General features: G+C 65.8%; 25 protein-coding genes and 1 riboswitch. Of the genes, 12 read left to right on the top strand and 13 right to left on the bottom strand.

The genetic code is table 11. From position 1 onward, the window contains the following. Positions 1-26: 26 nt before the first annotated feature. The 3 genes from ACQP0C_RS22330 to ACQP0C_RS22320 form a co-directional block, all read right to left on the bottom strand. Entirely contained in the window at positions 27-467 is a 441-nt protein-coding gene (locus ACQP0C_RS22330) for a carboxymuconolactone decarboxylase family protein (RefSeq protein WP_433722717.1), read from the bottom strand. A 637-nt stretch (positions 468-1104) separates the two neighbouring features. Further along, a complete protein-coding gene (locus tag ACQP0C_RS22325) occupies positions 1105-2076 on the bottom strand; it encodes an ornithine cyclodeaminase family protein (protein ID WP_433722715.1) in 972 nt (323 codons plus the stop codon). After that, positions 2073-2411, bottom strand: a complete 339-nt coding sequence (locus ACQP0C_RS22320; RefSeq protein WP_433722713.1) for a hypothetical protein — start codon at positions 2409-2411, stop codon at positions 2073-2075. The genes ACQP0C_RS22325 and ACQP0C_RS22320 overlap by 4 nt, the downstream gene beginning before the upstream one ends. 47 nt (positions 2412-2458) lie before the next feature. Between ACQP0C_RS22320 and ACQP0C_RS22315 the strand changes: the two genes are divergently transcribed. Together ACQP0C_RS22315 and ACQP0C_RS22310 are read left to right on the top strand one after the other, a co-directional pair. Continuing rightward, positions 2459-3856, top strand: a complete 1398-nt coding sequence (locus ACQP0C_RS22315) for a PLP-dependent aminotransferase family protein (RefSeq protein WP_433722711.1) — start codon at positions 2459-2461, stop codon at positions 3854-3856. Positions 3857-4317: 461 nt separating this feature from the next. After that, positions 4318-4623: a hypothetical protein gene (locus tag ACQP0C_RS22310; protein WP_433734622.1), complete on the top strand. Its 306-nt coding sequence runs from the start codon at positions 4318-4320 to the stop codon at positions 4621-4623. Between the two features lie 246 nt (positions 4624-4869). Here the strand turns inward: ACQP0C_RS22310 and ACQP0C_RS22305 are convergent, their stop codons facing one another. Continuing rightward, positions 4870-5571 (bottom strand): S1 family peptidase, encoded by a 702-nt coding sequence (locus ACQP0C_RS22305; protein WP_433722709.1) that lies wholly within the window; start codon positions 5569-5571, stop codon positions 4870-4872. A gap of 216 nt (positions 5572-5787) precedes the next feature. Between ACQP0C_RS22305 and ACQP0C_RS22300 the strand changes: the two genes are divergently transcribed. Then, the gene (locus tag ACQP0C_RS22300; protein ID WP_433722707.1) at positions 5788-6489 is read left to right on the top strand and encodes a response regulator; all 702 of its coding nucleotides are present in this window, start codon (positions 5788-5790) and stop codon (positions 6487-6489) included. Between the two features lie 170 nt (positions 6490-6659). After that, positions 6660-7592 carry a HAMP domain-containing sensor histidine kinase gene (locus ACQP0C_RS22295; RefSeq protein WP_433734621.1) on the top strand — a complete coding sequence of 311 codons (933 nt, stop codon included), beginning with the start codon at positions 6660-6662 and terminating at the stop codon, positions 7590-7592. 387 nt (positions 7593-7979) lie between these two features. Here ACQP0C_RS22295 and ACQP0C_RS22290 read toward each other — a convergent pair whose 3' ends face one another. Continuing rightward, positions 7980-8888: a hypothetical protein gene (locus ACQP0C_RS22290; protein WP_433722705.1), complete on the bottom strand. Its 909-nt coding sequence runs from the start codon at positions 8886-8888 to the stop codon at positions 7980-7982. 229 nt (positions 8889-9117) lie between these two features. Here ACQP0C_RS22290 and ACQP0C_RS22285 point away from each other — a divergent pair, with 229 nt between their 5' ends. After that, positions 9118-10332 carry a DUF4153 domain-containing protein gene (locus tag ACQP0C_RS22285; RefSeq protein ID WP_433722703.1) on the top strand — a complete coding sequence of 405 codons (1215 nt, stop codon included), beginning with the start codon at positions 9118-9120 and terminating at the stop codon, positions 10330-10332. A 75-nt stretch (positions 10333-10407) separates the two neighbouring features. Beyond that, the gene (locus ACQP0C_RS22280; protein WP_433734620.1) at positions 10408-10872 is read left to right on the top strand and encodes a GNAT family N-acetyltransferase; all 465 of its coding nucleotides are present in this window, start codon (positions 10408-10410) and stop codon (positions 10870-10872) included. A gap of 7 nt (positions 10873-10879) precedes the next feature. Here the strand turns inward: ACQP0C_RS22280 and ACQP0C_RS22275 are convergent, their stop codons facing one another. After that, the gene (locus ACQP0C_RS22275) at positions 10880-12586 is read right to left on the bottom strand and encodes an alpha-keto acid decarboxylase family protein (protein WP_433722701.1); all 1707 of its coding nucleotides are present in this window, start codon (positions 12584-12586) and stop codon (positions 10880-10882) included. Between the two features lie 441 nt (positions 12587-13027). Next, positions 13028-13933 (bottom strand): class I SAM-dependent methyltransferase, encoded by a 906-nt coding sequence (locus tag ACQP0C_RS22270; protein ID WP_433722699.1) that lies wholly within the window; start codon positions 13931-13933, stop codon positions 13028-13030. A 418-nt stretch (positions 13934-14351) separates the two neighbouring features. On the opposite strand from ACQP0C_RS22270, the gene ACQP0C_RS22265 reads away from it, so the two are divergent. The 3 genes from ACQP0C_RS22265 to ACQP0C_RS22255 all read left to right on the top strand — a co-directional run bounded on the left by ACQP0C_RS22265 (position 14352) and on the right by ACQP0C_RS22255 (position 16035). Continuing rightward, a complete protein-coding gene (locus ACQP0C_RS22265; RefSeq protein WP_433722697.1) occupies positions 14352-14816 on the top strand; it encodes a hypothetical protein in 465 nt (154 codons plus the stop codon). Between the two features lie 135 nt (positions 14817-14951). After that, positions 14952-15356 (top strand): VOC family protein, encoded by a 405-nt coding sequence (locus ACQP0C_RS22260; RefSeq protein ID WP_433722695.1) that lies wholly within the window; start codon positions 14952-14954, stop codon positions 15354-15356. 133 nt (positions 15357-15489) lie between these two features. Beyond that, positions 15490-16035, top strand: coding sequence for a hypothetical protein (locus ACQP0C_RS22255; RefSeq protein WP_433722693.1), 546 nt, complete (start codon positions 15490-15492; stop codon positions 16033-16035). Between the two features lie 17 nt (positions 16036-16052). On the opposite strand, the gene ACQP0C_RS22250 is transcribed toward ACQP0C_RS22255, so the two are convergent. The 4 genes from ACQP0C_RS22250 to ACQP0C_RS22235 form a co-directional block, all read right to left on the bottom strand. After that, positions 16053-16667, bottom strand: a complete 615-nt coding sequence (locus tag ACQP0C_RS22250; RefSeq protein WP_433722691.1) for a cutinase family protein — start codon at positions 16665-16667, stop codon at positions 16053-16055. Between the two features lie 866 nt (positions 16668-17533). Beyond that, complete coding sequence (locus ACQP0C_RS22245) at positions 17534-18013, bottom strand: LOG family protein (protein ID WP_433722689.1); 480 nt, start codon at positions 18011-18013, stop codon at positions 17534-17536. A 60-nt stretch (positions 18014-18073) separates the two neighbouring features. Beyond that, on the bottom strand, positions 18074-19507 hold the full coding sequence (locus tag ACQP0C_RS22240; protein WP_433722687.1) for an alpha/beta fold hydrolase: 1434 nt from the start codon (positions 19505-19507) through the stop codon (positions 18074-18076). A 143-nt stretch (positions 19508-19650) separates the two neighbouring features. After that, on the bottom strand, positions 19651-21021 hold the full coding sequence (locus ACQP0C_RS22235) for a purine-cytosine permease family protein (protein ID WP_433722685.1): 1371 nt from the start codon (positions 21019-21021) through the stop codon (positions 19651-19653). Further along, a riboswitch (TPP riboswitch) is annotated at positions 21016-21132 on the bottom strand. (Overlaps the previous gene by 6 nt.) Positions 21133-21313: 181 nt before the next feature. Here ACQP0C_RS22235 and ACQP0C_RS22230 point away from each other — a divergent pair. Continuing rightward, complete coding sequence (locus ACQP0C_RS22230; RefSeq protein WP_433677807.1) at positions 21314-21592, top strand: hypothetical protein; 279 nt, start codon at positions 21314-21316, stop codon at positions 21590-21592. On the opposite strand, the gene ACQP0C_RS22225 is transcribed toward ACQP0C_RS22230, so the two are convergent. Next, a complete protein-coding gene (locus ACQP0C_RS22225; RefSeq protein ID WP_433722683.1) occupies positions 21570-22367 on the bottom strand; it encodes a DUF72 domain-containing protein in 798 nt (265 codons plus the stop codon). The genes ACQP0C_RS22230 and ACQP0C_RS22225 overlap by 23 nt on opposite strands. An 82-nt stretch (positions 22368-22449) precedes the next feature. On the opposite strand from ACQP0C_RS22225, the gene ACQP0C_RS22220 reads away from it, so the two are divergent. Then, positions 22450-22914, top strand: a complete 465-nt coding sequence (locus ACQP0C_RS22220) for a DUF4383 domain-containing protein (RefSeq protein ID WP_433722681.1) — start codon at positions 22450-22452, stop codon at positions 22912-22914. Here the strand turns inward: ACQP0C_RS22220 and ACQP0C_RS22215 are convergent. Next, a complete protein-coding gene (locus ACQP0C_RS22215) occupies positions 22908-24002 on the bottom strand; it encodes a glutamate--cysteine ligase 2 (protein WP_433722679.1) in 1095 nt (364 codons plus the stop codon). The genes ACQP0C_RS22220 and ACQP0C_RS22215 overlap by 7 nt on opposite strands. 85 nt (positions 24003-24087) lie before the next feature. Here ACQP0C_RS22215 and ACQP0C_RS22210 point away from each other — a divergent pair, with 85 nt between their 5' ends. Next, on the top strand, positions 24088-24618 hold the full coding sequence (locus tag ACQP0C_RS22210) for a pyridoxamine 5'-phosphate oxidase family protein (RefSeq protein WP_433722677.1): 531 nt from the start codon (positions 24088-24090) through the stop codon (positions 24616-24618). The last annotated feature ends 75 nt before the right edge of the window (positions 24619-24693 follow it).

Genomic DNA, 24693 nt, shown 5'->3' with positions numbered 1-24693 from the left:
CGGCGCCCCTTTGCAGAATCGAGTTCCTAAGGCGCTGTCGTGGGCGGCTTCATCTGCAAGGGCCGGCCCACCCGGTTGAACGCGTTCATCAGGGCCACGAGCATCACCAGGTGTCCGAGTTCGTTGTCGGAGAAGAATTTTTGCAGCAGTGACCACAGCTCGTCGGTCACCTGCTCCGGGGCTGTCGCGGTTTCCGCGTAACACAACGCCGCGCGCTCCTTGTCGCTGAACAGCGCGGAATCCCGCCAGGCGGTCAGATGGTGAATCCGATTCTCGGGTTCGCCGAGCGACCGCGCCTCCCTGATATGCTGATCGATGCAGTACAAGCAGCTGTTCAGCTGCGAGACCCTGATCTTGATCAATTCCCGGAGCCCGGGCTCTAGCGGCCCGGTCCGAATTGCTCCGTCCGCAGCGACCAGACCCGAAAACGGTTCTGCGGCAACGTTTTTCAAATTAAGCCTCGACATGAGTTTCCATCCAGGTCAGAATTATGGTATCTCCGGATGTGATCAATGGAAATCCGCAAAGATACGACTACATAACCGAGCGTAAGAGAAATCCATTGATATGAGAATCTTCCGGCAATTTCAAGACTAATGCGCTTTCTCTCTGATGTCAATGGTGTCGGCCTTCGGGGGAATATGTTCACTTGAAGGTCTCGATGGTTCACGACTAATTTACGTGTGATGACATGGAGATATTTATAGAAATAAATTGCATGTTTGCCCAGGAATTTGCCACAGGCCGCGATAATTCGTCCCGACGCATTATGGCGGCAGGTGATCGGGGTCGTGGCGGCGGACATATTGTCCGCGAACTTCAAGTTTTTCTGTCTCCGCCGCGGCCGGTCGCGGTGCATTTCATGGTGCGTGCGGCTGTGCCAGTGGTCTTTCGAGAGTGTTCGCCCTGATCGCCGCGAATGTCGCGACAGCGGCGCTCACCTGCGGGCGGCCGCCCGCAGGTGCGTGGCCGCCGGCGGCGCGGAAACGGGAATAAGCCGATGGATTTGTCCATCGGCGGCGATATCGGCGTCCGCCCAGCCCACCCGCGCCTGCGGCAGCAACGGATCGTTGTGCGCGGCGCGGGCGGGTATGCGGGATCATGTCAGCTGGCCAGATCGATTTCGGTGCCGAGGCCGCGGTCGCGCGCGGTGTCCACGAGCAGTCGGGCGGTGGCCAAGTCCTGTAGGCCGACGCCGAGGGAGTTGTAGAGGGTGATCTGATCGGCGTCGCTGCGTCCGGTCTTGGTGCCGAGCACCACCTCGCCGATCTCGTCGCGGAAGTGGTCGGCGTCGATGGCGCCCTCCCGCCAGGGGATGAGCACGTCCCCGGATTCGTGCAACGCGGTCTCCCGGCTGTCCACGATCACCCTGGCCCGGGTGATGCCCTCGGTATCGATCTCGCGGTGGTCCGGCCGCGGCGGCGCGCCGACCGCATTGACGTGCAGTCCGGGTCGGAACCATTTCCCTTTTACCACAGGATCTTTCGCGGGTGTCAGGGTGCACAGCACATCGGCGGCGGTGACCACGTCGGCCACGGTGGTGGCGACATCGGCCCCGGTGGCGTCGGCGAACCGGCGCGCGGTGCGCGTGCTGCGGCTCCACACCACGACCCGTTCGAACGGAATCACCACGCGCAGCGCCTCCAGATGCGCGTATGCGAGTCCGCCCGCGCCGACCAGCCCCAGCACCCGGCTGTCGGGGCGGGCCAGTTCGGCGGTGGCGACCGCCGAGGCCGCCGCGGTGCGGAACCGGGTGACCACCGCCCCGTCGATGAGCGCCGCACAAGCGCCGTCGTCGGTGGCGACGGTCAGGATGGTCGAGCGGTACGCGGGCAAGCCGGCATCGAGGTTGCCCGGCATGTAGGCGAGCAGTTTGACCGCCGCCAGCCCGGCGGGCCGCGAGGCCGCCGCCATGGCCAAGAAGGCCGACTCGCTGCCGGGCAGCCGCATGGCGGGCGGCGCGGGCAGGGTCGCCTCCCCGCGCGCCAGGTCGGCGTGCGCCCGGCGCACGGCCTCGATCACTTCCGGCATGGTGAGCATGGCCTGCACATCGGAACGGGTGAGAATCAGCGTCATCGCGCCGTGGCCTCTCGGTGGAAGGGATGGGTGAGTGCGGTGAGCGCACGGCTGGCATCGATCAGTCGGTAGCGGAAACTATTGCGGCACAGGGATTTCCAACCGATCGATACCGGAAACGCAGCGCCCGGAGCACAACCGCAGCCGCACACCGCCGCTGAGGTGAGGCCCAAGCCGATCAGTAAACCGTCGGCGCGGGCCGCGTTCGCGCCGAACGGAGGCCCGACCGAGTCCGGCCGCACGGCGAAGCGTTCCCGCTCCGCGGTGCGCGCGGCCGCGGTGTCGGAGGGTGCGCTGGAAACGCGTGTCGGACTACTCGAACACCGGTGGGACATAGTTCGTAACTTATGCAGCCAGCGCCCAGTTGGTAGTATCCAGAGCCGTGCACAGATCGGGTACCAGGATCTCTGCCGCGGAGGTTTTGGTACGCCTCGACCGCACGTCGAGCGTCCCGCTTCGGACACAACTGGAGCAGCAACTGCGGCATCGCGTCCAGTCCGGCGATTTGCCGGCCGGAACCGTACTACCGTCGACCCGCGTTCTCGCCGACGACCTCGGAGTATCACGCCGCTTGATCGTCGAGGCATACCAACAGCTCGTCGCCGAGGGCGTCTTGGCCGCCAGCGAACGATCCCGCACCATCGTCGCCCGGGTCGGTCCGGGGGTGGAGCCGCCCACCCCGACCGCGCCCCGAACCTTCCGCTACGACCTGCGACCGGGTGTGCCCGCCCTATCCGAATTTCCGCGGGCGGACTGGCTGCGATCGCTCACCACGGCCGTGCGGCACGCGCCGGACGCGATGCTGGACTACCCCGATGCGCAGGGCTGCGAGCTGTTGCGTCAGGTGGTGGCGCAGTATCTGCGACGCGTGCGGGCCGTCGACGCCGACCCGGACCGGATCGTCATATGCGCCGGATTCACCCAGGCGCTGGCGCTGTTGACCGCTGTGCTCGACAGTCCGGTCGTCGGCCTGGAGAATCCCGGGCTGGTCAGCCGGGAGCGGATCATCACCAGTGCCGGTGGGTCGTGCGTCCCGGTGACGGTGGATCGGCACGGTCTACGAGTCGACGAACTGGGCGAGGCCATCGACGTCGTGGTGGTCACGCCGACCCATCAGTTCCCCTTGGGCGTGGAGCTCTCGCCACAGCGGACGGCGCAGCTGCTGGAGTGGGTGGGCAGCGACCGGCTCGTCATCGAGGACGACTACGACTCGGAGTTTCGCTATAACCGCCAGCCCGTGCGGGCATTGCAGGGACAGGCGCCCGACTCCGTGGTCTACGTGGGCACGATCAGCAAGACCCTCGCGCCCGCATTGCGTCTGGGCTGGATGGTGCTGCCGCAGACCCTGATCGACCGAGTTGTTGCCGCCAAGCGCGACCACGACACCGGCAGCCCCGTCATCGAGCAGCTGGCACTGGCCGATCTCATCGGCAGCGGAGCCTATGAGCGACACCTGCGCCACATCCGCCGTCTGTATCGGCAACGTCGCGACCGGTTGTTGTCCTCCCTGCGCGACCACATACCCGACGTCGAGGTCACCGGCGCGTCCGGCGGACTGCACCTGGTCGTCGAACTACCGCGTAGCCCGGACCCGGCGCTATTGGTCGCGGCCGCACAGGAACTGGACGTAGCCGTCAACGATCTCGGCCGCTACGGCATGACCGACGATGTGGACGGCGACTGCCGACTCGTCCTGGGCTACGCCAACACCCGCCCCGAAGGACTGGACCGTGCGGTGGCCCTGCTGGCGGAAGCCGTCGCGTCCATCAGCAGCGCCTGATCCGGAGTCGGCGTCCGCCCGTGGTGCGATGTGCGACAGGGTCTTCCGAGCGTAGGTCACAGTCACCCGCCCGACCAAGCCTTCGCGCGCGGTGATGTCCAGCAGCGACTCGGGCGTCCACCGCAGACGGCGCATGAGCGCGATCTCGGCCATGCGACCACGAAGGTCGACGGTCGAGACGCCGTAGGCTCCGACCCCGGGACGAGGAGTCGCGAGCGGCGGGAGCGCTGGAGGAACGACAGTGCTTGTCCGATGGGTGAGCTGCTGACGGTCCGCGGCTGCCTCGGCGCAAGCGACGGGTTATGAGCCATGGCGACCACCGGCGGCCGGACGGGCGCGAGTGGCATGATCGAACACTCGCGCGCTAGAACGGTCTACTGTCACCGTGAATGTAGGGAGTTTGCAACGTGAGCGTGTCAGAAGTCGTCTACAACGTGGTAGTCGTCGCGCATCTGCTCGGTATGGCGGCGGTCGTCGGCGGGTATGTTGCCGGACAGCCCGCCGTTTCCGAGTTGATGGTGTGGGGCGCGCGGGCGCAGATCGTCACCGGTTTGATCCTGGTGGGGATGGCCGATTCGATCCATTCGCTCGGCAAGGATCCGAATATGGCGAAAATCGGCACCAAGTTGGTCATCTCGGTGCTGGTCGCCGCGTTCGCCGAGATCGGTCGGGCGGATGCGAAGCGCGGGAAGGCGATGCCGTGGATGACCCATGCCTCCGGTGGGTTGGCGATTCTCAACGTGTTCGTCGCAGCGCTCTGGACGTGAGCGGCTCAGCTTCCGGTGCGGACTCGGTCCACCATGAGGGCCCGAGCGTGGTCGACGCGATATGACCTGTCCGATTGGATCTTCGGGCCCGGCACAACGAGTACCGCTGGGCCCGAAGCCGATTCGACCCGGAGCCTTGGGCACGTTCGCTCATCTCGTCGTGGGTCGGCGCGCTCGCTCCCGCGAGATTGATGACAACGTGGATGTGGTGGATCTTGCCAGCACCGGATTCGCGGCGCGCCGATCTCAGAGCGGGTGGAATCCGGCGCCGACGCCACCCGAGCGATCGATCTCGGCCAGGATCATGCCGATGTGCGTGGCCACGGCCGGATCGTGCACGGGAGTGTCGCATGTGATGTCGAAGACGGGGACGCCGAGAACCGTGACCGCCATATGCCCGACGTTCATCCCGACCAGGCGGTCGCCGATGGTCACCGGGCCACCCGAATCGCCGGGCCGGGAGCAGACCTGGTTCTGGAACCACCACGCGTGCGTATCCCACACCACACCGCAGGTGTAGCCGGAGGTGCGGCCGTTCTTGCAGACGATATCGCCCGGCTGCGCGGGCGCGCCGATGCCGTCGATGGAGGTCTGCGCGACCTGCCGGAGCGGCGTGACCTTGGTGCGGTCGAATTCGATTACGGCGAAGTCGTTTTCGTGGTCGACGGCGGTGACGGTGCCCACGATGCCCGCCTGTTGCGTCTCGGCCTGTACGGACATGCCGATTTCGGCGCAGTGTCCTGCGGTGAATCCGACCAGCCGGTCGGTGCTGTCATAGCCGATGGTGGTGAGGGTGCAGGCTGATCGGCCGCCGAGCAGAATGCCCGATCCGCCGCCGATCCGCACCATCTGTTCGGCCGTCGCGTATCCGGGCAGCCCCGTGGGGCCGATGACCGCGATTGCCGCGGCCATGAGCACGCGTATCCCGATCCTTCCCAGCGCAACCATGCAGCTAACTTTCCGCCATCGTCGCGTCTCGCGGTGCTCGCTTCCGTTGCGGGTAGGACACGGTTTGATGTATCGGATGGAGGTCGCGCCGATCCTGCGCGCCCGCTGCGGTCGGTGGTGGGCTGAGCATCTGATCGACGGCGGTCCGGACGTGCACACGGAATCTCCACAATTGGTGCGGCTTCTCTCCACAGCGGGTGGCTAGGGTTTCGGTTCATGGAACAGAACGCGGCGGTCAGCGGGCCGGGGGCGCGACGGATTCTGGTGGTCGACGATGAGGTGACCATTGCGGAATCGGTGGCGGCGCGGCTGCGGGCGGAGGGGTTCACCGTCGATGTGGCCCATGACGGTCCCGGCGCAGTTGCCGCGGCGGAGGCGTTCGCACCCGATCTGGTCGTACTCGATGTCATGCTGCCCGGCTTCGACGGTCTCGAGGTGTGCCGCCGCATCCAGGCCGCGCGTCCGATACCGGTACTCATGCTCACCGCGCGCACCGACGAAACCGATCAGCTCATCGGCCTCGGTGTCGGGGCCGACGACTACCTCACCAAGCCGTTCTCCCTGCGCGTGCTGGCCGCCCGCGTGCAGGCCCTGCTGCGCCGGATGGACCGGGCCGCCGAACGCGACGGCGTGACCATCACCGTCGGAGACCTGCGCATCGATGTCGACCAGCGCCGGGTCTGGCGTGCCGATATCGAAGCCCAGCTCACCCCGCTCGAATTCGACTTGTTGACCCGCCTCGCGCGCCGCCCCCGCGTGGTGCTGGCCCGCGAACGCCTGCTCGAAGAGGTCTGGGACTGGGCCGACGCCGCGGGAACCAGGGCGGTCGACAGTCACGTCAAAGCGTTGCGCCGCAAGCTCGGCGCGGACCTGATCCGCACGGTACACGGTGTCGGCTATGCATTGGAGGCGCGATGAGTGCGGGATCGCGAAGCGATTCGATGCGCGGCGGTGGGCGCGACGAGGTTCCGGTTTCTGGCGGCGCGCTGGTTTCGCAGAGGCTGCGGGGCATCTCGAACGCGGTGGCGGAGGTGCTGCCGCGGCCGCTGGATCCGGTGACATCGATCAAGCTGAAATTCGCGATTCTGATGCTGGGGTCGGCCGGGGTGGCGTTCGGGTTCTTCCGGCTGCGGATCGGCTGGCTGCCGCCGAAGACGACGATCGCGGCGACAGTGATCGCGCTGGTCACCTCGCAGATCCTCGCGCACGGCACTACCAGGCCGCTGCGGGAGATGACGGCGGCGGCCAAACGGATGGCGCACGGCGACTACACCCGCCGGGTGCGCGCCAGTTCCCGCGACGAGGTCGGGCAGTTGGCGGTGGCCTTCAATCAGATGGCCGCCGATCTGGCCGCCGCCGACCAGCAGCGCCGCGACCTGATCGCCAACGTCTCGCATGAACTGCGGACCCCGATCACCGCGCTGAACGCGTTGCTGGAGAACATGGTCGACGGTGTCTCCACCCCCGATGACAAAACCCTGCGGACCGCACTCGCGCAAACCGAACGGCTCGGGTTGCTCGTCTCGGAACTGCTCGACCTGTCCACCATCGAATCCGGCGCCCGGGCACTGGATCGTGAACAACTCAGCGTCACACCGCTTTTGGCCGAGGTTGTCGCCGAGGCCGAGGTGATGGCGGCGGCGCTCGGGCGCGGTGTGCGCTTCCGCACCGACGTGCAACCCGGCACCGCCAGCGTTTTCGCAGACCGTGCACGTCTGCATCAGGTGTTGCTCAACCTGCTCGACAATGCCGCCCGCCACGGCCCCGCCGGTGGCGAGGTGCGCATCGATGCCCGATCCGACCGCGGCAATCTCGTTATCGATGTCCAGGACCAAGGCCCCGGCATACCGATCGCCGAGCGCGCCACCATATTCGACCGCTTCACCCGCGGCGGCCGCACCGACGGCGGCGGCACCGGCCTCGGCCTGGCCATCTCCCGCTGGATAGTCGACCTGCACGGCGGCACCATCGCCGTCGCCGACCCCGGCTCCCGCATACGCGTGGTTCTTCCCGCCCGCTGACCCGAACCCCAACTCACCCACCCGCACTCGCCGCGACCCGGACCACCATCTGGGCCGATGCCGCATACCTCTAGGAGGGGACACACCCATGTCAGATCAACCCACCCCGGGCGATTCATCGCAACCGGAATCGATACCGGCATTACCGAATGAGCCGAGCGCCCATGCCGAGTCGGCAACTGTCGCGTCTGATGTTGGAGGATCCGATCGTGTCGGCTTCGATGCTGTCGCGTCTGATGTTGGGGGATCCGATCGTGTCGGCTTCGATGCTGTCGCGTCTGATGTTGGAGGATCCGATCGTGTCGGCCCCGATGCTTCCGCGCGTGAAGCCGTCGCATCCGGGACTGTCGATGTGCAGACCAATGCGACTGAATCGACGTCATCGGCTCAGGTATCGCCGAATAAGCCCGTTGCCGAAGCGCATTTGGAAGCGGGAGATCCCGCGCCACCGTCGAAGTCCGCAGCGGACGCGGCGACAACCGAAACCGCGTCGATCAAAGATGCGGAGCCGGGGGAACCCCGTCGGGTGACGCGACGATACCGGTGGCGCAGCGCCGGGGCGGATCCGTCGACCCGGTCCGACCAGAGCACACCGTCTTCGAAGTCGACGGCAGCACCGATCGGGCACGATCCGCGGACCTCGGCGGAGCCCGAGGGCGATTCGGTGCCGGGCACGCACGCATCCGTCGAGGGGTCGGCTGCATCGTCTACCGAGCGGATATCGGATACACCCGAGGCGAAGGCGGAGGCGGTGGCACGAAAGGAATCGGAGGCGCCCGAGGTCGTGCCGCAAACTCCGGAATCGTCGTCGAGCGCGTCCGCGGGCACTTCGCCGAACGTGGTGGGTGCTTCCTCGAGTACATCGGATTTGACGGCGGCCGCGTCGGGCTCGGCCGTGAGTGCGTCGCCGAGTGTGCCGAATCCGTGGGAGGCTGCGTCGGCCTGGTCGCCGAGTGCGCCGAATCCGTGGGAGGCTGCGTCGGCCTGGTCGCCGAGTGCGCCGAATCCGTCGGTGGCTGCGTCGGCCTGGTCGGTGAGTGCCCCACCCAGTGCGTTGAATCCGTCGCCACCGCTGGCGCCGATGCCACCGATGCGGCCGGTTCCGCCCGGATCCCGATCTGATATGCCTACCCCTCCGGTGTCGCTACTGCCGAGATGGCGTCGCGTCGCCTGCCCACCAGGTGTATTACCCGCCGCTGGAATCGCCGGACTCGCGGGCGCAACACTGATTCCATTGGATCGCCCTGGAATCGGCTGGGTACTGGCCGGTTCGGTCGCCACGGCCGCGGTATTCACAGTGGATCGCCGCGCACGCCGGACGGCCGCGGCACCCGACGCTGCCGGGGCCGGTGGTGGCACTGCGGGGACACCGCATTCGTCCGAGTCGGGTGATTTGTCGTTGCCCGCTGCTGATGTGGCGGAGCGGGATGCCGGGCGGTCGGCCTCGGTGATGACCGGGAGTCGGTCCGGCGGTGTTGATGTGGGGGTGGTTGCGGCTGATTCGAAGGCTGGGGTGGGATTCGGGATGCTCCAGGGGAATTGGGGGCGGGTCTGGTGGGTGGCCTTGGCGTTGGTGTTGTTGGGGGTGGGGACTGTTCGGGGTGCGGGGTGGTTGTTCGCGTTGTGTGTGGTGGGGGCGGGGGTGGTCGGGTCGTTGGCGGTTGTCGGGCGGCGGTCGGTACATGGGGCCTGGTATGACGTGATCGCGGTGCCGTTCGAGTCGATTTCGGCCATTCCGTGGGTGTATTCGGCGTTCGGCCGGATCGGTGACGGTACGGCGCGGCGCTCGTGGCGGGCCGGGATGTCGGTGGCGATGACGCTGGCGTTGCTGGCGGTTTTCGTGCCGCTGCTGGGTAGTGCCGACGCGACTTTCGCGAAACTGCTGTCGGCGGTGACACCGCAGGTCGATGCGGCATCGGTGATGCGGTGGATTTTCACCTTCGTGGCACTGGGATTCGGCAGCGCCGGGGCGATGTATTTGCTGGCGGGTCCGCGTTCCGCGGCGACCAGGGAATCGCGGGGCGGCAGCTTGCGACGGCTGGAGTGGGCATTGCCGGTCGGGGCGCTGACGGTGCTGTTCGCGGTCTTCGTCATCGCCCAGTTCGTCGCATTGTTCGGCGGCGACGACTACGTCCAGCGCACCGCGAATCTGACCTATGCCGAATACGCGCGCAGCGGATTCTGGCAGCTGTCGATGGTCACCGTGCTCGCGCTGGCCATCATTGCTGTCGTATTGCGTTGGGCCGCAAGGGATTTTGCCGTGGATCGGGCTTGGCTGCGGATCCTGCTCTGCGCGATCAGCGTGCTGTCGCTGATCATCGTCGCCTCCGCGCTCGGCCGCATGTGGACCTACCAGCAGGCCTATGGCTTCACCGTGATGCGCCTGCTGGTCGAGGTCTGTGAACTCTGGCTCGGCCTGGTCTACCTGCTGATGATCGCGGCCGCGCTCCGACTCGACGGCAGCTGGGTTCCGCGCGCCGCCATCGGCACGGCCATGGCGACCTTGTTAAGCCTGTCCGTCCTCAATCCGGAAGGCATTGTCGCGGAACGGAATATCGATCGTTGGGAACACGGAAACAACCTCGATACGGCCTATCTGAGCAGACTCTCACCCGATATCGTCCCGGCCGTCGAGCGACTGCCCGAACCGCAGCGCAGTGAAGTGCTCGACGCGATCCGCCTTCGCCTCGAAGAGGATACGTGGCAGGAGTGGAACCTGTCCCGCACGAACGCCCGATAGGTCGTGCTCGTCGTGCGGCAGCCGCGCCCGAGATCGGAACGCCGTCCGGATTGCCCCTGCGAAACTAACCGAGTGATGGTCACAATCGCGCGCCAGCAGGACATCCCAGCCTTTCTCGCGCTGGCCGCCGAAGTCGAGCACTGGTTCGGACCGATGGTCGACGAACCGAACTTTCACGGTGCCCTGGAAAACAATGTCCAGCGTGGGACGGCACTCATCGCATCCTCAGGATCGAATGTCCTCGGCGGGTTGCTGTTCGGTATCCGCCGAGCCCCGACCTACCATGTCCGCTGGCTCGTGGTTTCGGAACAGGGACGTGGCCGCGGCGTCGGCCGTGCGCTGCTAGCAGACGCGGTGCGCAGATTCGTGCAACCTCCCGCCAGCATCGAGGTCATCACCTTCGGTCTCGGTCACCCCGCCGCTCCCGCTGCCCGCGCGTTCTACGAACGCATCGGCTTCACTCCCGCCGAAGCGGTTGCCCTGGGCCCGGAAGGTGGTCCACGCCAAGCCTTTCGGCGAATAGTTCCGCCGGGGTGGTAGCTGTGGGTCAGGCGGGCCGGAGTTGGGTGCCTCTGTGGTGGTGGGGGCCGCGAGGGCCGTAGTCGAGTTCGGCGCCTCTATTGCTGCTGGCGGTGACTGGGGCGGGGGAATCGAAGGGATCCATGATCGATTCGACGAAGATCAACTTGTCATTGGGTGCGGACAGGGCGTTGTGCAGGTCTGCTGGAGTCTTGGCGACGAACGATCGTGCCGTGGTGTCGGGGCGGAGCACTTTCGGCAGCTCCGCGTATGCCCATGTGGCGATGTCGTTGTAGGACTCGGTCTTGCCGAGGTAGCCGCGCTCGATGGTGTATCCGCCGTTGTTGATCAGGAAGATCACTGGCTTGTGGTCGTAGCGCAGGATGGTCGACAGCTCCTGGGCGGTCTGCTGGAACGAGCCGTCGCCCACGAACAGCAGGTGGCGCCGGTCCGGTGCCGCGGTCAGGGTGCCGAGCAGAGCGGCGACGGAGTAGCCGATCGAGCCCCAGTTGACCGATCCGACGAAGGTGCAGCCCGGCGGGAGTTGCAGGCCGAAAAGGGCGTATGACGTGCCGTTATCGATGAGCAGCACGTCCCCGGGCTGGATGTAGTCCTGGATGGCCTGCCAGTACGCGGCCTGTGTCAGCTCGGCGGCGCCGTCGGTGTGAACGCGTGGCGCGGATTCCCTGGGTTGGTTCGTGGCGCGATCGGTGACGTGCGGCACCGCAACGATGACGCCGCGGAGAACCTCCTCGAGCGTCACCGCTTGATAGTTGTCATTGCCGACGTCGACCGAGTGTCCCCGCAGGTGGATCGTGTCGTCGGGCAGCGAGGCCGTGAAGTCGCCCGTGGTCACTTCGATCGGTCGGTAGCCGATGCAGAGTAGGCAGTCGCTGGTCTCCATCGCGTCGAGTGTGTGCTGCGCACTCGCCTTGCCGTTGTAGACACCGACGTAATAGGGGAACGTCTCGTCGATCACCGCCTTGGCCGTGCTGCTCACCGCGACCGGAAGCTGCATCTTCGCGGCGAGTTCCATGATCTGGGCGGCGACACCGAACCGGTCCGCGTCCAGATCCACCAGAATCGCCGGTGATTTGGCCGCGGACAAATGGCCCGCGACCGCGGCGATGCACGACACCAACCGTTCGGGGTCGCTGGATGGTTGTGCGAGGACCAGCGGCTCGGTCGGAACTTCGATATCGAGGTAGGCGATGTCGGAGGGCAATTCCAGGTAGACCGGCAGCTTCTCCCACCACGCGATGCGGATCAGCCTATCGATCTCGAGAGCCGCGTTGCGCGGGGTCAGCCTGGCCTGTGCGGCGGTCACCTGCGCGAAAGCGCCCAGGAAGCGGTCCCAGGTGCCGTCGGCCATCGTGTGGTGCATCCCCAGGCCGCGCTCGATGGACCTGAGCGGAATCGACCCGCAGATACAGACCACCGGAACGTGCTCGGCGTAGCAGCCGGCGACCCCGTTGATCGCACTCATTGCGCCTACGGCGTTCGTCACGAGGAGCGCGCCCATGCCATTCAGCCGCGCATAGCCGTCCGCCGCATAGGAGGCGTTCAACTCGCCGCAATTGCCCACCCATTCCATGGTGCTGTGGTCTTCGAGCTGTTGGAGCAACTCGAGGTTGTAGTCGCCAGGGACGCCGAAGAGGTGGCCGATCCCGGCCTCCGCCAGACGGCGAAGCAGAAACTCGCCGATCGTCATCCGTTGGGGTTCGCTCCTGGACATCGTGTGCTCCTCCGAATCGTCGGGTCACGCTGACATCGTGGTCTCCCGCTGGTCGACTATCGAGCGCGAACCTCGTGGTTGGTCGCGTGGGAACACGGCCTGCCTTGTGGGGACAGCAGGTTCGGCGCATCGGCGGGAGCACGCGGCTCGACGCAGGCACCCAGTCGGGAGTCGAATCCCGGATATCGTGGGGAATCTTCCCGCGAACTTCGTAGTCGCGACGCATCTCCCGGGGGGATATGTCGATTCGATACTCGGCCTGAGAATACTGACGGTGCAGCTGACTCTCGGTGCATTCGCGGGATAGAAGTGCTGTTCGTTACCGGCAGGGAAACCGCTGTTGGCGGGGATCTGCAGAGGTGCCCGCAGTGCGGCGGACGAGCATCTGGTTAACGCTCGTAGTGCCGAGGAACATGTGTCGTAGCTGGTCGTATGTCTGGTTCACCGCGGTGTGCTGGGTTTGGTGCAGGTGAATTGCATGACGTCGATGCGGCCGCGGCGGGCGTAGTCGGCGCATCCGGTCAGGTATCGGAGGTAGGCGGAGTAGATGTCGGGCCCGGCGAGCTCGATGGCGCGGTCGTAGTGCTCGCGCAGGGCATCGGCCCAATGGTCGAGAGTGGTGGCATAGTGCGGTCCCATCTTCTGGATACCGGTGACGGTGAATCCCGCGTCTTCGGCGTAGGCGGTGACACCTTTGGGGTCGCGACCGGTCGGGGTCGGCAGCGGGCCGCCGGCGAAGATGGTCTCGGTGAGGAACCCCATGAACGCGTCATCGACGCTGGTGTGCGGTATCCCGTATGCACGCCCGTTGTCGCGGTTGTAACCGATGATGGTCTGCAGCAGCAACACGCCGTCGGCAGGCATTGTGCGGTAGGCGAATTCGAAGAAGTCGGCGTAGCGGTCTCGGTGGAAGTGTTCGAAGGCGTCGATGCACACGATGCGGTCGGCGTGGCCATCGAAGTCTTCCCAGCCTCGCAGCCACACGCGGCCACAAGGGCTGCCCCGGACCAGGCGCTCGACGAGCTGATCGCGCACATATCGATACTGACTGCGGCTGAGGGTCAATCCGATTGCGTTCACCCTGCGGGTGTCCATGGCGCGCAGGATGGCTGATCCCCAACCGCACCCGACATCGAGCAGGGTCATCCCGGGCCGCAGGCCGCATTTACCCAGGGCGAGGTCGATCTTGTTCAGTTGGGCTTGTTCGAGTGTTTCGCCCGGGTGGGTCCAGAACGCGCAACTATAGGTCCGTGTCGGATCCAGGAACAGCGAGAAGAATTCATCCCACGGATCGGGCTGGGACTCGCGGTCGGAGTCGACCTCGCGGTCGTAGATGTGACCGGTCATGAGTGCGGGTCTTTCTCACAAGCCACTAATTACTGTTCACAGATACCGTCGAGGCCAACTCATGCCCGTGCGTAGCCACCGCTGCGATCGGATATCGGCTGCCCTCGCCGCTTCGGTCGGGACGACCGGGCGCTGTCTCTTACGCTACCGCTGTCGGCGAAAGCCTGGGACCGCGATTTCATCGATGACCAAATGATCATCCCGCGTCATGGCCCGGCATCGGCGGCTACCATTCACTTGGCAACAACCTTCATGGTCAACGGTGCGGCGGGTCGGCTCGCATGAGGCGCGCCGGTCAGCGCTATCAGCGTGTCGTCGAGGACGATTTCGCCCGACCGGATGTTCTCTGCCGGACACGCACACACGAAGCAGCGGCAGCTGTGCGGGGACTTACAGTCATCGGCTATGGGAGGTAGGCATGCGGAGGGCGAACGCGTCGACTCCGCTGCGTTCGCCCGCGTCATCGGCGGCGTGGCGTGAGCCGGAAGACCCGGCCGTGAGTGGGTTCGCCGCCAGTGCGCTGGCCGCGCAACCGGAGGTTCCGGCATGGATCGCGTGGTTGTTCGAGCACGCCAGCGAACAACTGGCGCGAGCGGAGTATCAGATGCACTACCCCCTCGACCACACCCGGCACCCGGACCGGCGCAGCGCCGATGAATGGCTGATCACCCAACGCGCCTACCACGCCGAGTGCGCCGCTCGCGCGGTCGAACGTGCCCGCCGCTTCCACAGCGACCGGCCCGGTGTCGTCGCGGCTCATGCCCCCGAATTGCCCGACGACGGCGAGTTCTACGCGGCGCTGGCCGCCAGCCGGGAATGGACCGGCCACTGGTACTCCCGCGACCCGATCGAAGCCTGGGAACTGTCCAGCACACCGGCCTGACATCGCGAGATAGATCATGTCTCCACGCCGATTTCCAACGAGGTTGCCCACACAGCACCCGGCCTCATGACCGCTTCGCCGTGCCGACGAGGAAACCGCTGTTCGGAGCAGTCTCGCACGCGTAGTGTCGCGCGCATGTCTTGCAGGATCACCGAACTGGTCATCGACTGTTCCGACCCACAGCGGCTGGCGGACTTCTGGTGCGAAGTCCTCGGCTACGTCGAACTCGGCTGGGAGGGCGACGACCACCTGGAGATCGGTCCGCCCGGAATCGGCTTCGGCGGGCCGCAGCCCACACTGGTGTTCGGCCGCAGCACCGAGCCGAAGCGCGGAAAACTGCCGCTGCACCTCGATGTCAACCCCATCGACCGCGATCAGGACGCGGAACTGGTACGGCTGCTCGCCGCGGGTGCGCGCAAGGTCGACATCGGCCAGACCGGCGCCGCAACGTGGCACGTACTGGCCGACCCGGAGGGGAACGAATTCTGCTTGCTCCGGAGCCGGGTCACGGCAGTGGAGAGCCACCCGAACACACAGTAGTGGCTCCCCAAAGCAAATCTGCTGCCCTGTCGCTGATTCCGGGGTCGATGTGCATGAGCGGCGGGTCGATTTTCTGTGGAAGCCCCCTCGACAGATTCTTTGCTGATGCGCCGTTTCGTGATAGTTTTTCTCTATGGTCAACTCGACCAAAATCTCGCTATCCATCAAGGGAGATTCCGTGTCCAGGGGTGTGAAGGTTGCCGCCGCACGGGTTTGCGGGGGAATTCTCGGGATGGTTGCATGCCTGTTCGGGGTCGGCGCCGGGCACGCCGATGATGCGCCCGGCCCGGTACTGGTCGGTGACACAGAGTATTTCGCTTTGGGCGATTGGAACTGTTCGATCGGTGCGGATGGTGTGGTGGGATGCGACCTCGCGGTCCCGGCTTCGTCGATGGATGTGCTGTATGCCGGAATGCAGATGTCGTTGCCGAATGTGCCTGCCATCATTATCGATTCGGCTACGTGGCCGGCGCATCCCCAGTGGAACGCCAACGGCAGTCACACACTGCCGGGCGGAAATCCATCATTGCCGCGTCTCACACCCGTGAACTACCACGATCCGCAGTATTCGGTCACATATGCCGGAGCGAACTGCCAAATCACCTTTCAAGGTGCGGCAGTGTGTACCTCGATGGGGCACGGGTTCAGTCAATGGGGACCAGTGCCGCATGGCTACTGATCCCCAAGAATCACTGGCTACCGGTACCAGACACCGGAATCCCAGTCACCGTAGTCCCAGACGTTGAAATCGTAGCGAGAATGTGCACCCCCGAAGAGGTAGCCCCACCAACCAGCCGAGGTGTCGCAGATCTGGTCGTCGTGGTTGCACACGGTCAACACCGGGAAGTCGCCGAACCAATCGTCGACACCGGCCAGCGGATAACCGATGATCCCGCTCCCGGGTGTCGATGACAATCCGGCCCAACCGGGCCCGGCGGCTCGCTTGGGATCCGACAGGAGAATGGCATTGGCATTGCCGACATCCTGGTGTGCGGTGACCCAAGCGTGGACGATACCCGCGCCCTCGCTGTGCCCGATCAATCTGATGTGGTCGTCCGGGCATTGGCTGCGATGGACCCAGAACAGCCGGTCGAGTTCGTTCAACCCCGACATCGGGTCGGCGGAGTTGTAACCGACAGGCTGATCCACAAATGGGATGAACACCGATGAGGTGTTGTCCCCGAGACCGCCGATACCGATGGCCCAATCGCCAGTACAGTAATCGGCGTGCGCGCGCGGGATCGTCGCGTATGTGATGGAAAGGAGGATGGCCAACAGTAATGCGGCGAAGAGCGCCGTTGCTCTGCGCATGGTCGTACTTTCTTTATTTTTCGTGCCTCCGGGTCCGGCCCGGCTTGCATGACTTGTACCCAGAAATTGCTGGCGTTCTTAATTTCTGGCGAAACAGTTACATCAGCGATGGATTTGTTAGCCGTAACGCAATGTCGGAGGCCGTCATCCGAAAAGGGCACCGCTCGCCCTGCCTTGACCCGAGCGAGGTCCGCCTCAGACTTCGCGAAACCCGCTGACCCGGGGGAGGACTCGCGTAACCGGAGATTCGCACACTCTCGGCCGCGCGCCTCGCCTACGACGCCACTGGCATCGATCGAGACGGACAACCCAGCGCTCGGGGACCACTCGTCGTGCACCGCGACGATGTTCAGGGCGATGCGGGCGAGCTCCGGTGCACTGGAGACGATGTCGCCACTCGAAGTGGTCGCCCCAGGCACGGAAGGCGGTCCATGCCGAGCCTTTGGGCGAACGGTTCCGCTACCTGTGTGTCGTACAGCATCGACACCGTGGGCATCGAAGGTCGCTCTAGCGGCGTCGCCTTGGCCCGCGAAAACGCGCTCCCGCTATGCGATGTAGTGGGCACTGGCGGCGAGATTCCGGGGTGGAGGACCGACGGGGGAGGCGGTGGGCGCCAGTCGGACAGTCCCTTGGCGCCCTCGAACACTTTCGGCGTCCAGAGCTGGTCGTCGATGATGCAGTCCATGTCGGCGTAGTACTCGGAGTAGTTCCCGGCCGGATCCTTCAGGTATCAGAAGAAATTCGATCCGGCCAGATGACCACCTCGGGAACGATGGTCTGCACGACGGCCAGGGCGGTAGTGGACCAAGGTTATCGAGTGGGGAAATACGGGCTGGTGGTGAGAGACGACGGCGGGTCGCGCGTGCCTAATTGAGTGCGCGATGGACGGCGTCGGACGGATCGGCGGCGAGTTGTGCTGCGGCTATAGGGTTTCCGGTGGCGTCGTGGAGTTGCCAGCCACCGAGGGAGACGACGGGGATGGTGCCGCGATGGCGGGCGAAGGCGAGTTCGGAGAGGGTGCCCCAGGAGCCGCCGATCACGATGACGGCATCGGCGGAGCGGATGAGGATGGCATTGCGCGCCTCGCCCATATTTGTGTAGAGGACGGCGGATAGGCCGGGGCAGGCGGCGGAGCGGTCGGTGTCGGGGCGGATGCCGATGACCAGACCGCCCGCGCTTGCGGCACCCGCCGCCACCGCCGCCATGACGCCGGTGCCGCCGCCGCACAGGACGGTGGCACCGGCGGTCGCGAGCAGTCGCCCGACTTCCTCGGCCCAGCCGGCCTCGATGGCGGTGCAGTCATGTGGTCCGCATACCGCGACCTGTGTGGGTGTGTGACCAGCCATGGCGTCGACGATAGTTGCGGGTGATCGGTTGGGCGGGCACGCGCGCCGCGAATGAAGAAGTCAGTGCGCGCGCTCGGTGAGCAGCGTATCGAGTTGGATGGCGAAGTCCTCGACGGCGGAGCCGTATCCGATGTGGTCGCCCGCGAATTCGAGGATGTCGAGTCCGAGGCTTTCACCGAGCACCGCATTGGGCAGGGCGGGGAAGGTGTCCTTGGAGTCGTGACCGACGGCGAGGACCAGCTTGTCCGCCGCGGCGCGCAGTGCGTCGAGATCCGGTGTGTAGCGGATGTACTGGCGCATTTCGTGCTCCATCCAGAACATCATGTTCTGCTGGATGCGCTTGGTCATCGCCGCGACATCGGGGCTGGGTTCTTCGGTCGGGTCGTCTTGCGGCCGGTGCAGCCCGACGCCCTCGGCGAAGCGGGTCCATGCGGCGAGGAACCCCTCGGACTTGCTGGTCCGGTAGACCTCGTCGAAGAAGGTGAGCCATGTGTCGGCATCGGGGAGCACGGTCGCCAGCGGCGGTTCGTGTGCGATGAGGGTATGCACGAGTTCTGGGTGGGCGGTGAGCAATTCGAGTGCGACGATGGCGCCGGAACTGCTGCCCAGCACCGCGGCGGGCTGGTCGCCGAGGTGGGCCAGCAGGGCCGCGGCATCGGTGCCGTCGAGTTCGACGCGATGGTCGATCGCGCCGTCCTCGGGACTGCGGGAGAAGCCGCGCCGATCGTAGGAGACCACGGTGTAGCGGTCGGCGAGTCGTTCGGCGATCTGGGCGAAGGTTCCGGCGTCGCCGTTGCCGCCGGGGATGAGCAGCAGCAGGGGACCGGTGCCGCGGATCTCGTAGTGGAGCGTGGCGCCGGGGACGGTGAGGGTGTGGTCGGTGGGGAAGTTCATGGGAAAGGTTCCTGGTAGAAAGGATAGTTGCCGCAACGCTTCCCGGATGACGGGCAGTGCCGCGGTGGGCGGGTCGGCATCGACCCAGCGGTCGATCCCGACCTGCAGTGCCGTCGCGATGGCGCCGGCCATGATCCGCGGGAACATCTCGGAATGCGGATCGCGGCCAGTGCGTTCGGCAATGGCCGTCGCGATGGCCTCTTGGATGACGGCCTGTGCCTTGAGATATTCACCCTGCAGTGCGGGCTCGGTGGTGATCAGGCGAATGCCGCGGATCCAGGCCGGATCGGGCAGTTCGTCATCGCGGAATTCGGCGAGTACCGCGTGAATCACCGCGGGCCACAGCGCTTCGGCCGCCGGACGATCGTGCAGTCCGTCCGCGATCCGCCGTGCCCGGTCCACCGCCACCGAACAGACGGCCTCGTACTTACTGGCGAAGTAGTTGTTGAAAGTGCGTGGCGAGACGCCCGCCGCTGCCGCGATGTCCTCGACCAGCACATTGTCGAGCCCATGCGTGACCGCCAGCCGCAGCGCCGCGAACCCGAGCGCCTCCCGAGTCGCCAGCTTCTTGCGTTCGCGCAACCCGAGTACGAATGCCACACCATGCACGATACGCAAACTTGCGGGGCACGCAAGATTGCGTGATCGGAAAGTTTTGCGCCGCAACGAGATCAACGGCGCGGCAACCGCCGTCGCATGAGATCAGCAGCCCCGCACTGGGTGTCAGCGAATATTCGGTGTTGCTAGGCCGGCTTGCGCAATACCGCGAGTCGGCCGAGCAGCCAGGCGACCACCACGGCGGCCAGGAACGACAACAGCGACGCACTCATCCAAGCCTGCTTGGTGAAGTGCAACTGCTCCTGCACGTCCACCCAGAAGTGCGTCCACACGCCGGCGTCACCCGGGTTGATGAGCTGGTACACCGAAAGTCCCACCAGCCATGCAAAAACCATGCCCCAGCGTGAGGGGGCGTTGGCCTCGGTATTCCACTGTCCCTTCGCACGCAGGAAGAAGTCCGCGACCAGGACCCCGAGCAGCGGCACGAACACCGATCCGATCAGTCCCAGGAAACCGAAGTAGTTCGCCATATTCAGCCGCAGCGCGAGCAGCGTGATCAGGACGCCGAGACCGATCGACAGCACACGCCGGTCGACCCGCGGCGCGAGGTTCTGGATCGAGACGGCCGTGGAGTACACATTCGCGAACGACTGGTCGGCCTCATGCAAGACGAAGACGAAGAAGAACACCGCGCCGAGGCTCACATGCAGGAACGGCGAGTACACCCCGCCGTCGCCGGAGGCGAGCGCCAGCGCGAACAGTCCCAGCACATAGGCGATGATCTGGGTGCACGCGTAGGCCCCGCTGGCGGCGCCGAATGCCGCACCGGTGCTGCGCGAATGCCGGGTGTAGTCGGCGGCGACCGGAACCCAGGAGATGGAGACCGCCAGCGCCGCGTCGGTGGCGATCCAGAACAGGTTCCAGTCGACGCCGAACGGCCCGTCGCCGATGGGACCCGGGTTGGTGGTGAGGTCGGGCAGACCGGCCCGCACGAACTGGATGTAGAACCAGATCAGTGCGATCACCACACCGGCGGTCACGAATCGGCGCAGCATCCGCACCGAGCCGAGCGGCCAGATCGTCAACACCGTCGTCAGCACACCCGCGGCGACCACGTAAACCCAGTGTGGCCCACCGTCGAACAACTCCTCGGCCGCATCGCCGATGACGATCAGCTCGAAGGTGCCCCATCCGATCAGCTGGGCGATATTGAGCACCGTCGGCAGATAGCTGAGCTTTGCGCCGAACAGCCCGCGCAGCAACATCATCGCGGGTTTGCCGGTCTGCGCACCCGGCACTGCGGCCAGGCCCAGCATGAGCCCGCCGACGATCGTTCCGATGATCATCGCGAGAATACCTGCGGCGATGGAGATCTGGGCCGCGCCATCGGCATTCGGCGCGAGCACGGTGTAGGCGCCGGAGAAGGCGATCAGGCTGACGCCGAGGTTCGCCCAGAATGCGCTCTGATCCCAGAACGAAAGCACCTTCGGTGCGGGCTGGTCCAGGGTCAGCGGAGCTTCGCGCCGTTCGGATCGATCAAGGGTGGGTGCAGACATCCCGTTACCGCTCTCCCTACGCCGGAATTACCCGGACAGGTTCATGCGGTCGGCGAAGCGTGGGGTCCGCCCTCTCAGCCCGGCCGTGCCCGAGCTCCCGCGCTGAGGTTATTCGGGCGAAATGGTACACCGGTCCGCGGGCGTGTCCGGTCCGGCCTTCGGACATTCCAGACAGGTTCCGCGGTCTGCCCACGAAGATCGCGGAAAGCGCCCATACTGTGCGGTACCGATCTGGTTATCGCCCGGTTATCTGCTGCTCATCGTCCGCATCGACCCTGGAGTGAGACGCGCCATGATCCTGATCGCTGTGCACGAGACCGTACTGGCCCAAATCGACAATCCGACGCCGGAGGCCCCGCCCAACTCGGACAAGATTCTCCAGATGGTCCGCTACCTGACCTGGCTGGTGATGCTATCGGGCGTCTGCGGCATCACCTACGCGGGCGGGCGGTTCGCATGGGAGAAGTGGAACAACAGCACCTTCGACTCGCCGAAGATGCTCGCCGGAGCAATGCTCGGCGGCGTCATCGCGTCCAGTGCGGGCACCATCATGAATACCCTGATCGGCTGAAACCCGCTGCCGCGCTTGCTGGTTGCGCGAGGTCCGGCGTACGGGTGACGGTTGCTTTCGCGGCGTGCGCGAAGGCGACCGCATCGTGGACCGCGGCGCCGCCCGGGTCATTGTTGAAGTAGACGAAGACGTCCTCGCGGTCCGACCAGGTGTCGGCCAGACGTCGCGCCCAACTCGTGAGTGCTGTGCGGCCGTAGCGCGGCGTCGGTGTCGCGCGTCCGGAGTGCAGTCGCAGATAGCCCCAGTCCGTCGTGCGCCACAGTGGGGTGACCGGACGGGAGCCGGCGTCGGCCCAGCACAGCGCGGCACCGCATTCGGCAAGTACGGCACGGACTTCCGGAATCCACCAGGACTCGTGCCGGGGTTCGACGGCCACCCGCGTGCCCGTCGGGAAACAGCGCAGACAGGTGTCGAGCAGGGCCGGATCGGCGCGCAGCGTCGGTGGTAGTTGCAGCAGCACCGGGCCCAGCTTCTCGCCCAGTCCGGATGCGTGCTCGAGCAACCGCGCCACGGGCTCCTCGGGTTCGCGCAGCCGTTTGATATGGGTGAGAAAGCGACTGGCCTTGACCGCGAAGCAGAATCCTGGCGGTGTCCGGTCCCGCCACGCCGCGAAGGTCTCGGTGCTCGGCAGTCGATAGAAGACATTGTTGCTCTCGACGGTCGCGAATCCCGCGGCGTAGCACTCCAGCCACAGACGCTGTGGCAGGTCTGCCGGATACAGGACGTCGCGCCAGTCTCGGTACTGCCACCCCGAGGTGCCGACGAGCAGGGGCATGCCTCCATCGAAGCACGCGCACCCCTTTCGCGTCGCCGATACGTCAACTACGCTATGTAGTAGAAGATATCGGGAGGGCGCGATGCGGGAACAGTCGGTGGTCGAGCGTCGAATAGCGTTGGCGCAGTGGAGTTTTCTGCAGTGGGCGGTGTTCGTGCTGGGTGCGGTGCATATCGTGTGGGCGATCGCGGGGTGGATCGCCGAACCCAGTTTCGAACTCGGTGACCACGCTGCGGCGACACCGGTGCTCGGTATGGATTACAACGGCTGGCACGCGGTGGCCGGGCTATTGCTGTTCGGGCCCGCGCTGATCGCTGCGACCCGCAAGTCCTGGTCTGCCTGGTACTGCGTGCTCGCCGGGGTGGGTGGCGGATTCGCGGTCGGGGTGTGGGCGCTGTTCGCGCACCATGTGCTGGTCTTCAGCTTCCCGAATCATGTGATGGACGCGATCGAGCACCTGGTTACCGGCGCGATACTGCTGGCGCTGGTCGCCGTTCAGGCCGTCCGCGATGGTGGACTGCGCCCGGTCTTCGGCAGGTCTCAGTAGCAGCCTTCGAGAGTGGCTGCGGCGAGGGTATCGATGACATCGGTGACATCGTTGTGCGCGTGCAGTGCGGCGCGTTGGCGGCGGGCGCCATTGCCGCGTGCCTCGACCACTGCGACGGTATCGGTGACGAAGTCCAGGTCGCCGGACTGCTCGAGCGCCGGGCTGACATAGTCGATCAACCGGGCGAGCAGCGTGCGGTTCGGAAAGGGCCGCCCGGTCAGGGTGTCGAGGCCGTCGCCGTCCAGGCCGGACCGCGCGGCCTTCCAATAGGCAGCGCGCAAAACTTCCGCGGATATCCGCGGCGGGGGCCGCTTGTCCTGCTGCGCCATCACGACCGCGGCGCGAATGAGCGTGGCCAATAATGCCGTTTCCTCCACGGTCGCCGGCACATCACTGACGCGCACCTCGACGGTAGGGAATGCCGCCGAGGGCCGAACATCCCAGTACACCATCGCGGTATCGAGAATGCTGCCGCTGGCCAGCATCATCTCGACCATATCGTCGTAGTCCGCGATGGAGTCGAAAAACGGTGGCGGACCGGCGCTGGGCCAGCGTCGCCACATGATGCTGCGCCAACTGGCGTATCCGGTATCGGTGGCGCTGTAGATCGGGGAATTGGCCGTCAATGCCAGCAAAACCGGCAGCCAGGGCCGCAGATAATTCCCGACCTGCACCGCCGTTTCCCGATTCGGCACACCGACGTGCACATGGCAGCCGCATAATCCCTGCTCGTGTGCGAGCATGCCGAAATTGCGCTCGATGCGCCGGTAGCGCGGGGTGTCGGTGACCGGAAAAGCGTCCGGCACGGCGGGCGGCACCGCGACGGCGAGCAGGAGCGCACCGTGCTTTTCCGCGCAACCCGCGACAGCCGTGCGCAGTCGACGCAATTCATCGAGCAATTCCGAGGTCCGGGTGTGCACCGTGGTATTGGTTTCGACCTGACAACGCGCCAGCTCCAACTGCAGATCGATCCCGATCTCGCCCGCCGCCGCCGCGACTTCGACATTGCGCGGGCTGGGGGCGCCACTTATCGGCTCCGCCAGCAGGAACTCCTCCTCCACGCCCACAGTCGGCGAGGCCGCGTCCATTCCTGGAGTTTACTGCGCGCGCTGCAAGCGTTGATCGTGATGGCCGGTGTCGATGAATTTCCGATACCTGGATCGTCCTACCGATATGGACGCAACCAATCTCGCAGACCTCTACGAGTTGCCGCCGCTGGCCTGGGCCGATATTCGGAAACGGCTCGACGTCGGAGTCGAACAACGCCCCGGCAGTGGCGGCCCGGGCCGGCACACCTGTTGGCTGACCACGATCAACCCGGATGGCAGTCCGCATGTGACCGCTGTCGGCGCTCTGTGGGTCGAGGGCACCTTCTGGTTCGTGACCGGCGCACGAACGCGCAAGGGCCGTAATCTGGCCCGCGATCCGCGCTGCTCGATGTGCGTATCGACCGATGAGTTCGACCTGGTGATCGATGGCACCGCATCCCAGGTCATCGATTCCGCGCTGGTCGCCGATATGGCACAGCGCTATGTCGGTGAGGGCTGGCCCGCCCGCGTGGACGATACCGGCCAGGCGCTCACCGCTGCCTACAGCGCCCCTTCCGCGGGCCCGCCGCCCTGGCACGTCTACCGCGTGACCGCGCGCACCGCGACCGCCTTGTCGACGGTGGAACCGGGCGGTGCGACCCGATGGCGGTTCTGAGTCTCATCCCCCTGGGCTCTTGTCCCGGTTTCGGCCGTCGGCGCATACTCAGAGGCAACCGGGTAAAACCGGTCT

It is taken from the genome of Nocardia sp. CA-129566 (genome assembly GCF_050956075.1).
In the GTDB taxonomy this organism is placed as follows: Bacteria; Actinomycetota; Actinomycetes; order Mycobacteriales; family Mycobacteriaceae; genus Nocardia.
Note: the sequence above shows the minus strand (reverse complement) of the source record. Positions and strands in the feature narration are given on the sequence as shown.

Coding starts and splice junctions, on each gene's coding strand:
- ACQP0C_RS22230 (WP_433677807.1), top strand. CDS start 21,314: ATGATCCTGATCGCTGTGCACGAGACCGTACTGGCCCAAATCGACAAT.
- ACQP0C_RS22305 (WP_433722709.1), bottom strand. CDS start 5,571: ATGGTTGCGCTGGGAAGGATCGGGATACGCGTGCTCATGGCCGCGGCA.
- ACQP0C_RS22250 (WP_433722691.1), bottom strand. CDS start 16,667: ATGCGCAGAGCAACGGCGCTCTTCGCCGCATTACTGTTGGCCATCCTC.
- ACQP0C_RS22215 (WP_433722679.1), bottom strand. CDS start 24,002: ATGGACGCGGCCTCGCCGACTGTGGGCGTGGAGGAGGAGTTCCTGCTG.
- ACQP0C_RS22255 (WP_433722693.1), top strand. CDS start 15,490: ATGGTCAACTCGACCAAAATCTCGCTATCCATCAAGGGAGATTCCGTG.
- ACQP0C_RS22260 (WP_433722695.1), top strand. CDS start 14,952: ATGTCTTGCAGGATCACCGAACTGGTCATCGACTGTTCCGACCCACAG.
- ACQP0C_RS22245 (WP_433722689.1), bottom strand. CDS start 18,013: ATGGCTGGTCACACACCCACACAGGTCGCGGTATGCGGACCACATGAC.
- ACQP0C_RS22320 (WP_433722713.1), bottom strand. CDS start 2,411: ATGTCCCACCGGTGTTCGAGTAGTCCGACACGCGTTTCCAGCGCACCC.
- ACQP0C_RS22280 (WP_433734620.1), top strand. CDS start 10,408: ATGGTCACAATCGCGCGCCAGCAGGACATCCCAGCCTTTCTCGCGCTG.
- ACQP0C_RS22265 (WP_433722697.1), top strand. CDS start 14,352: ATGCGGAGGGCGAACGCGTCGACTCCGCTGCGTTCGCCCGCGTCATCG.
- ACQP0C_RS22330 (WP_433722717.1), bottom strand. CDS start 467: ATGTCGAGGCTTAATTTGAAAAACGTTGCCGCAGAACCGTTTTCGGGT.
- ACQP0C_RS22225 (WP_433722683.1), bottom strand. CDS start 22,367: ATGCCCCTGCTCGTCGGCACCTCGGGGTGGCAGTACCGAGACTGGCGC.
- ACQP0C_RS22310 (WP_433734622.1), top strand. CDS start 4,318: ATGGCGGCGGTCGTCGGCGGGTATGTTGCCGGACAGCCCGCCGTTTCC.
- ACQP0C_RS22220 (WP_433722681.1), top strand. CDS start 22,450: ATGCGGGAACAGTCGGTGGTCGAGCGTCGAATAGCGTTGGCGCAGTGG.
- ACQP0C_RS22295 (WP_433734621.1), top strand. CDS start 6,660: ATGCTGGGGTCGGCCGGGGTGGCGTTCGGGTTCTTCCGGCTGCGGATC.
- ACQP0C_RS22325 (WP_433722715.1), bottom strand. CDS start 2,076: ATGACGCTGATTCTCACCCGTTCCGATGTGCAGGCCATGCTCACCATG.
- ACQP0C_RS22270 (WP_433722699.1), bottom strand. CDS start 13,933: ATGACCGGTCACATCTACGACCGCGAGGTCGACTCCGACCGCGAGTCC.
- ACQP0C_RS22300 (WP_433722707.1), top strand. CDS start 5,788: ATGGAACAGAACGCGGCGGTCAGCGGGCCGGGGGCGCGACGGATTCTG.
- ACQP0C_RS22235 (WP_433722685.1), bottom strand. CDS start 21,021: ATGTCTGCACCCACCCTTGATCGATCCGAACGGCGCGAAGCTCCGCTG.
- ACQP0C_RS22285 (WP_433722703.1), top strand. CDS start 9,118: ATGCTCCAGGGGAATTGGGGGCGGGTCTGGTGGGTGGCCTTGGCGTTG.
- ACQP0C_RS22275 (WP_433722701.1), bottom strand. CDS start 12,586: ATGTCCAGGAGCGAACCCCAACGGATGACGATCGGCGAGTTTCTGCTT.
- ACQP0C_RS22210 (WP_433722677.1), top strand. CDS start 24,088: ATGGACGCAACCAATCTCGCAGACCTCTACGAGTTGCCGCCGCTGGCC.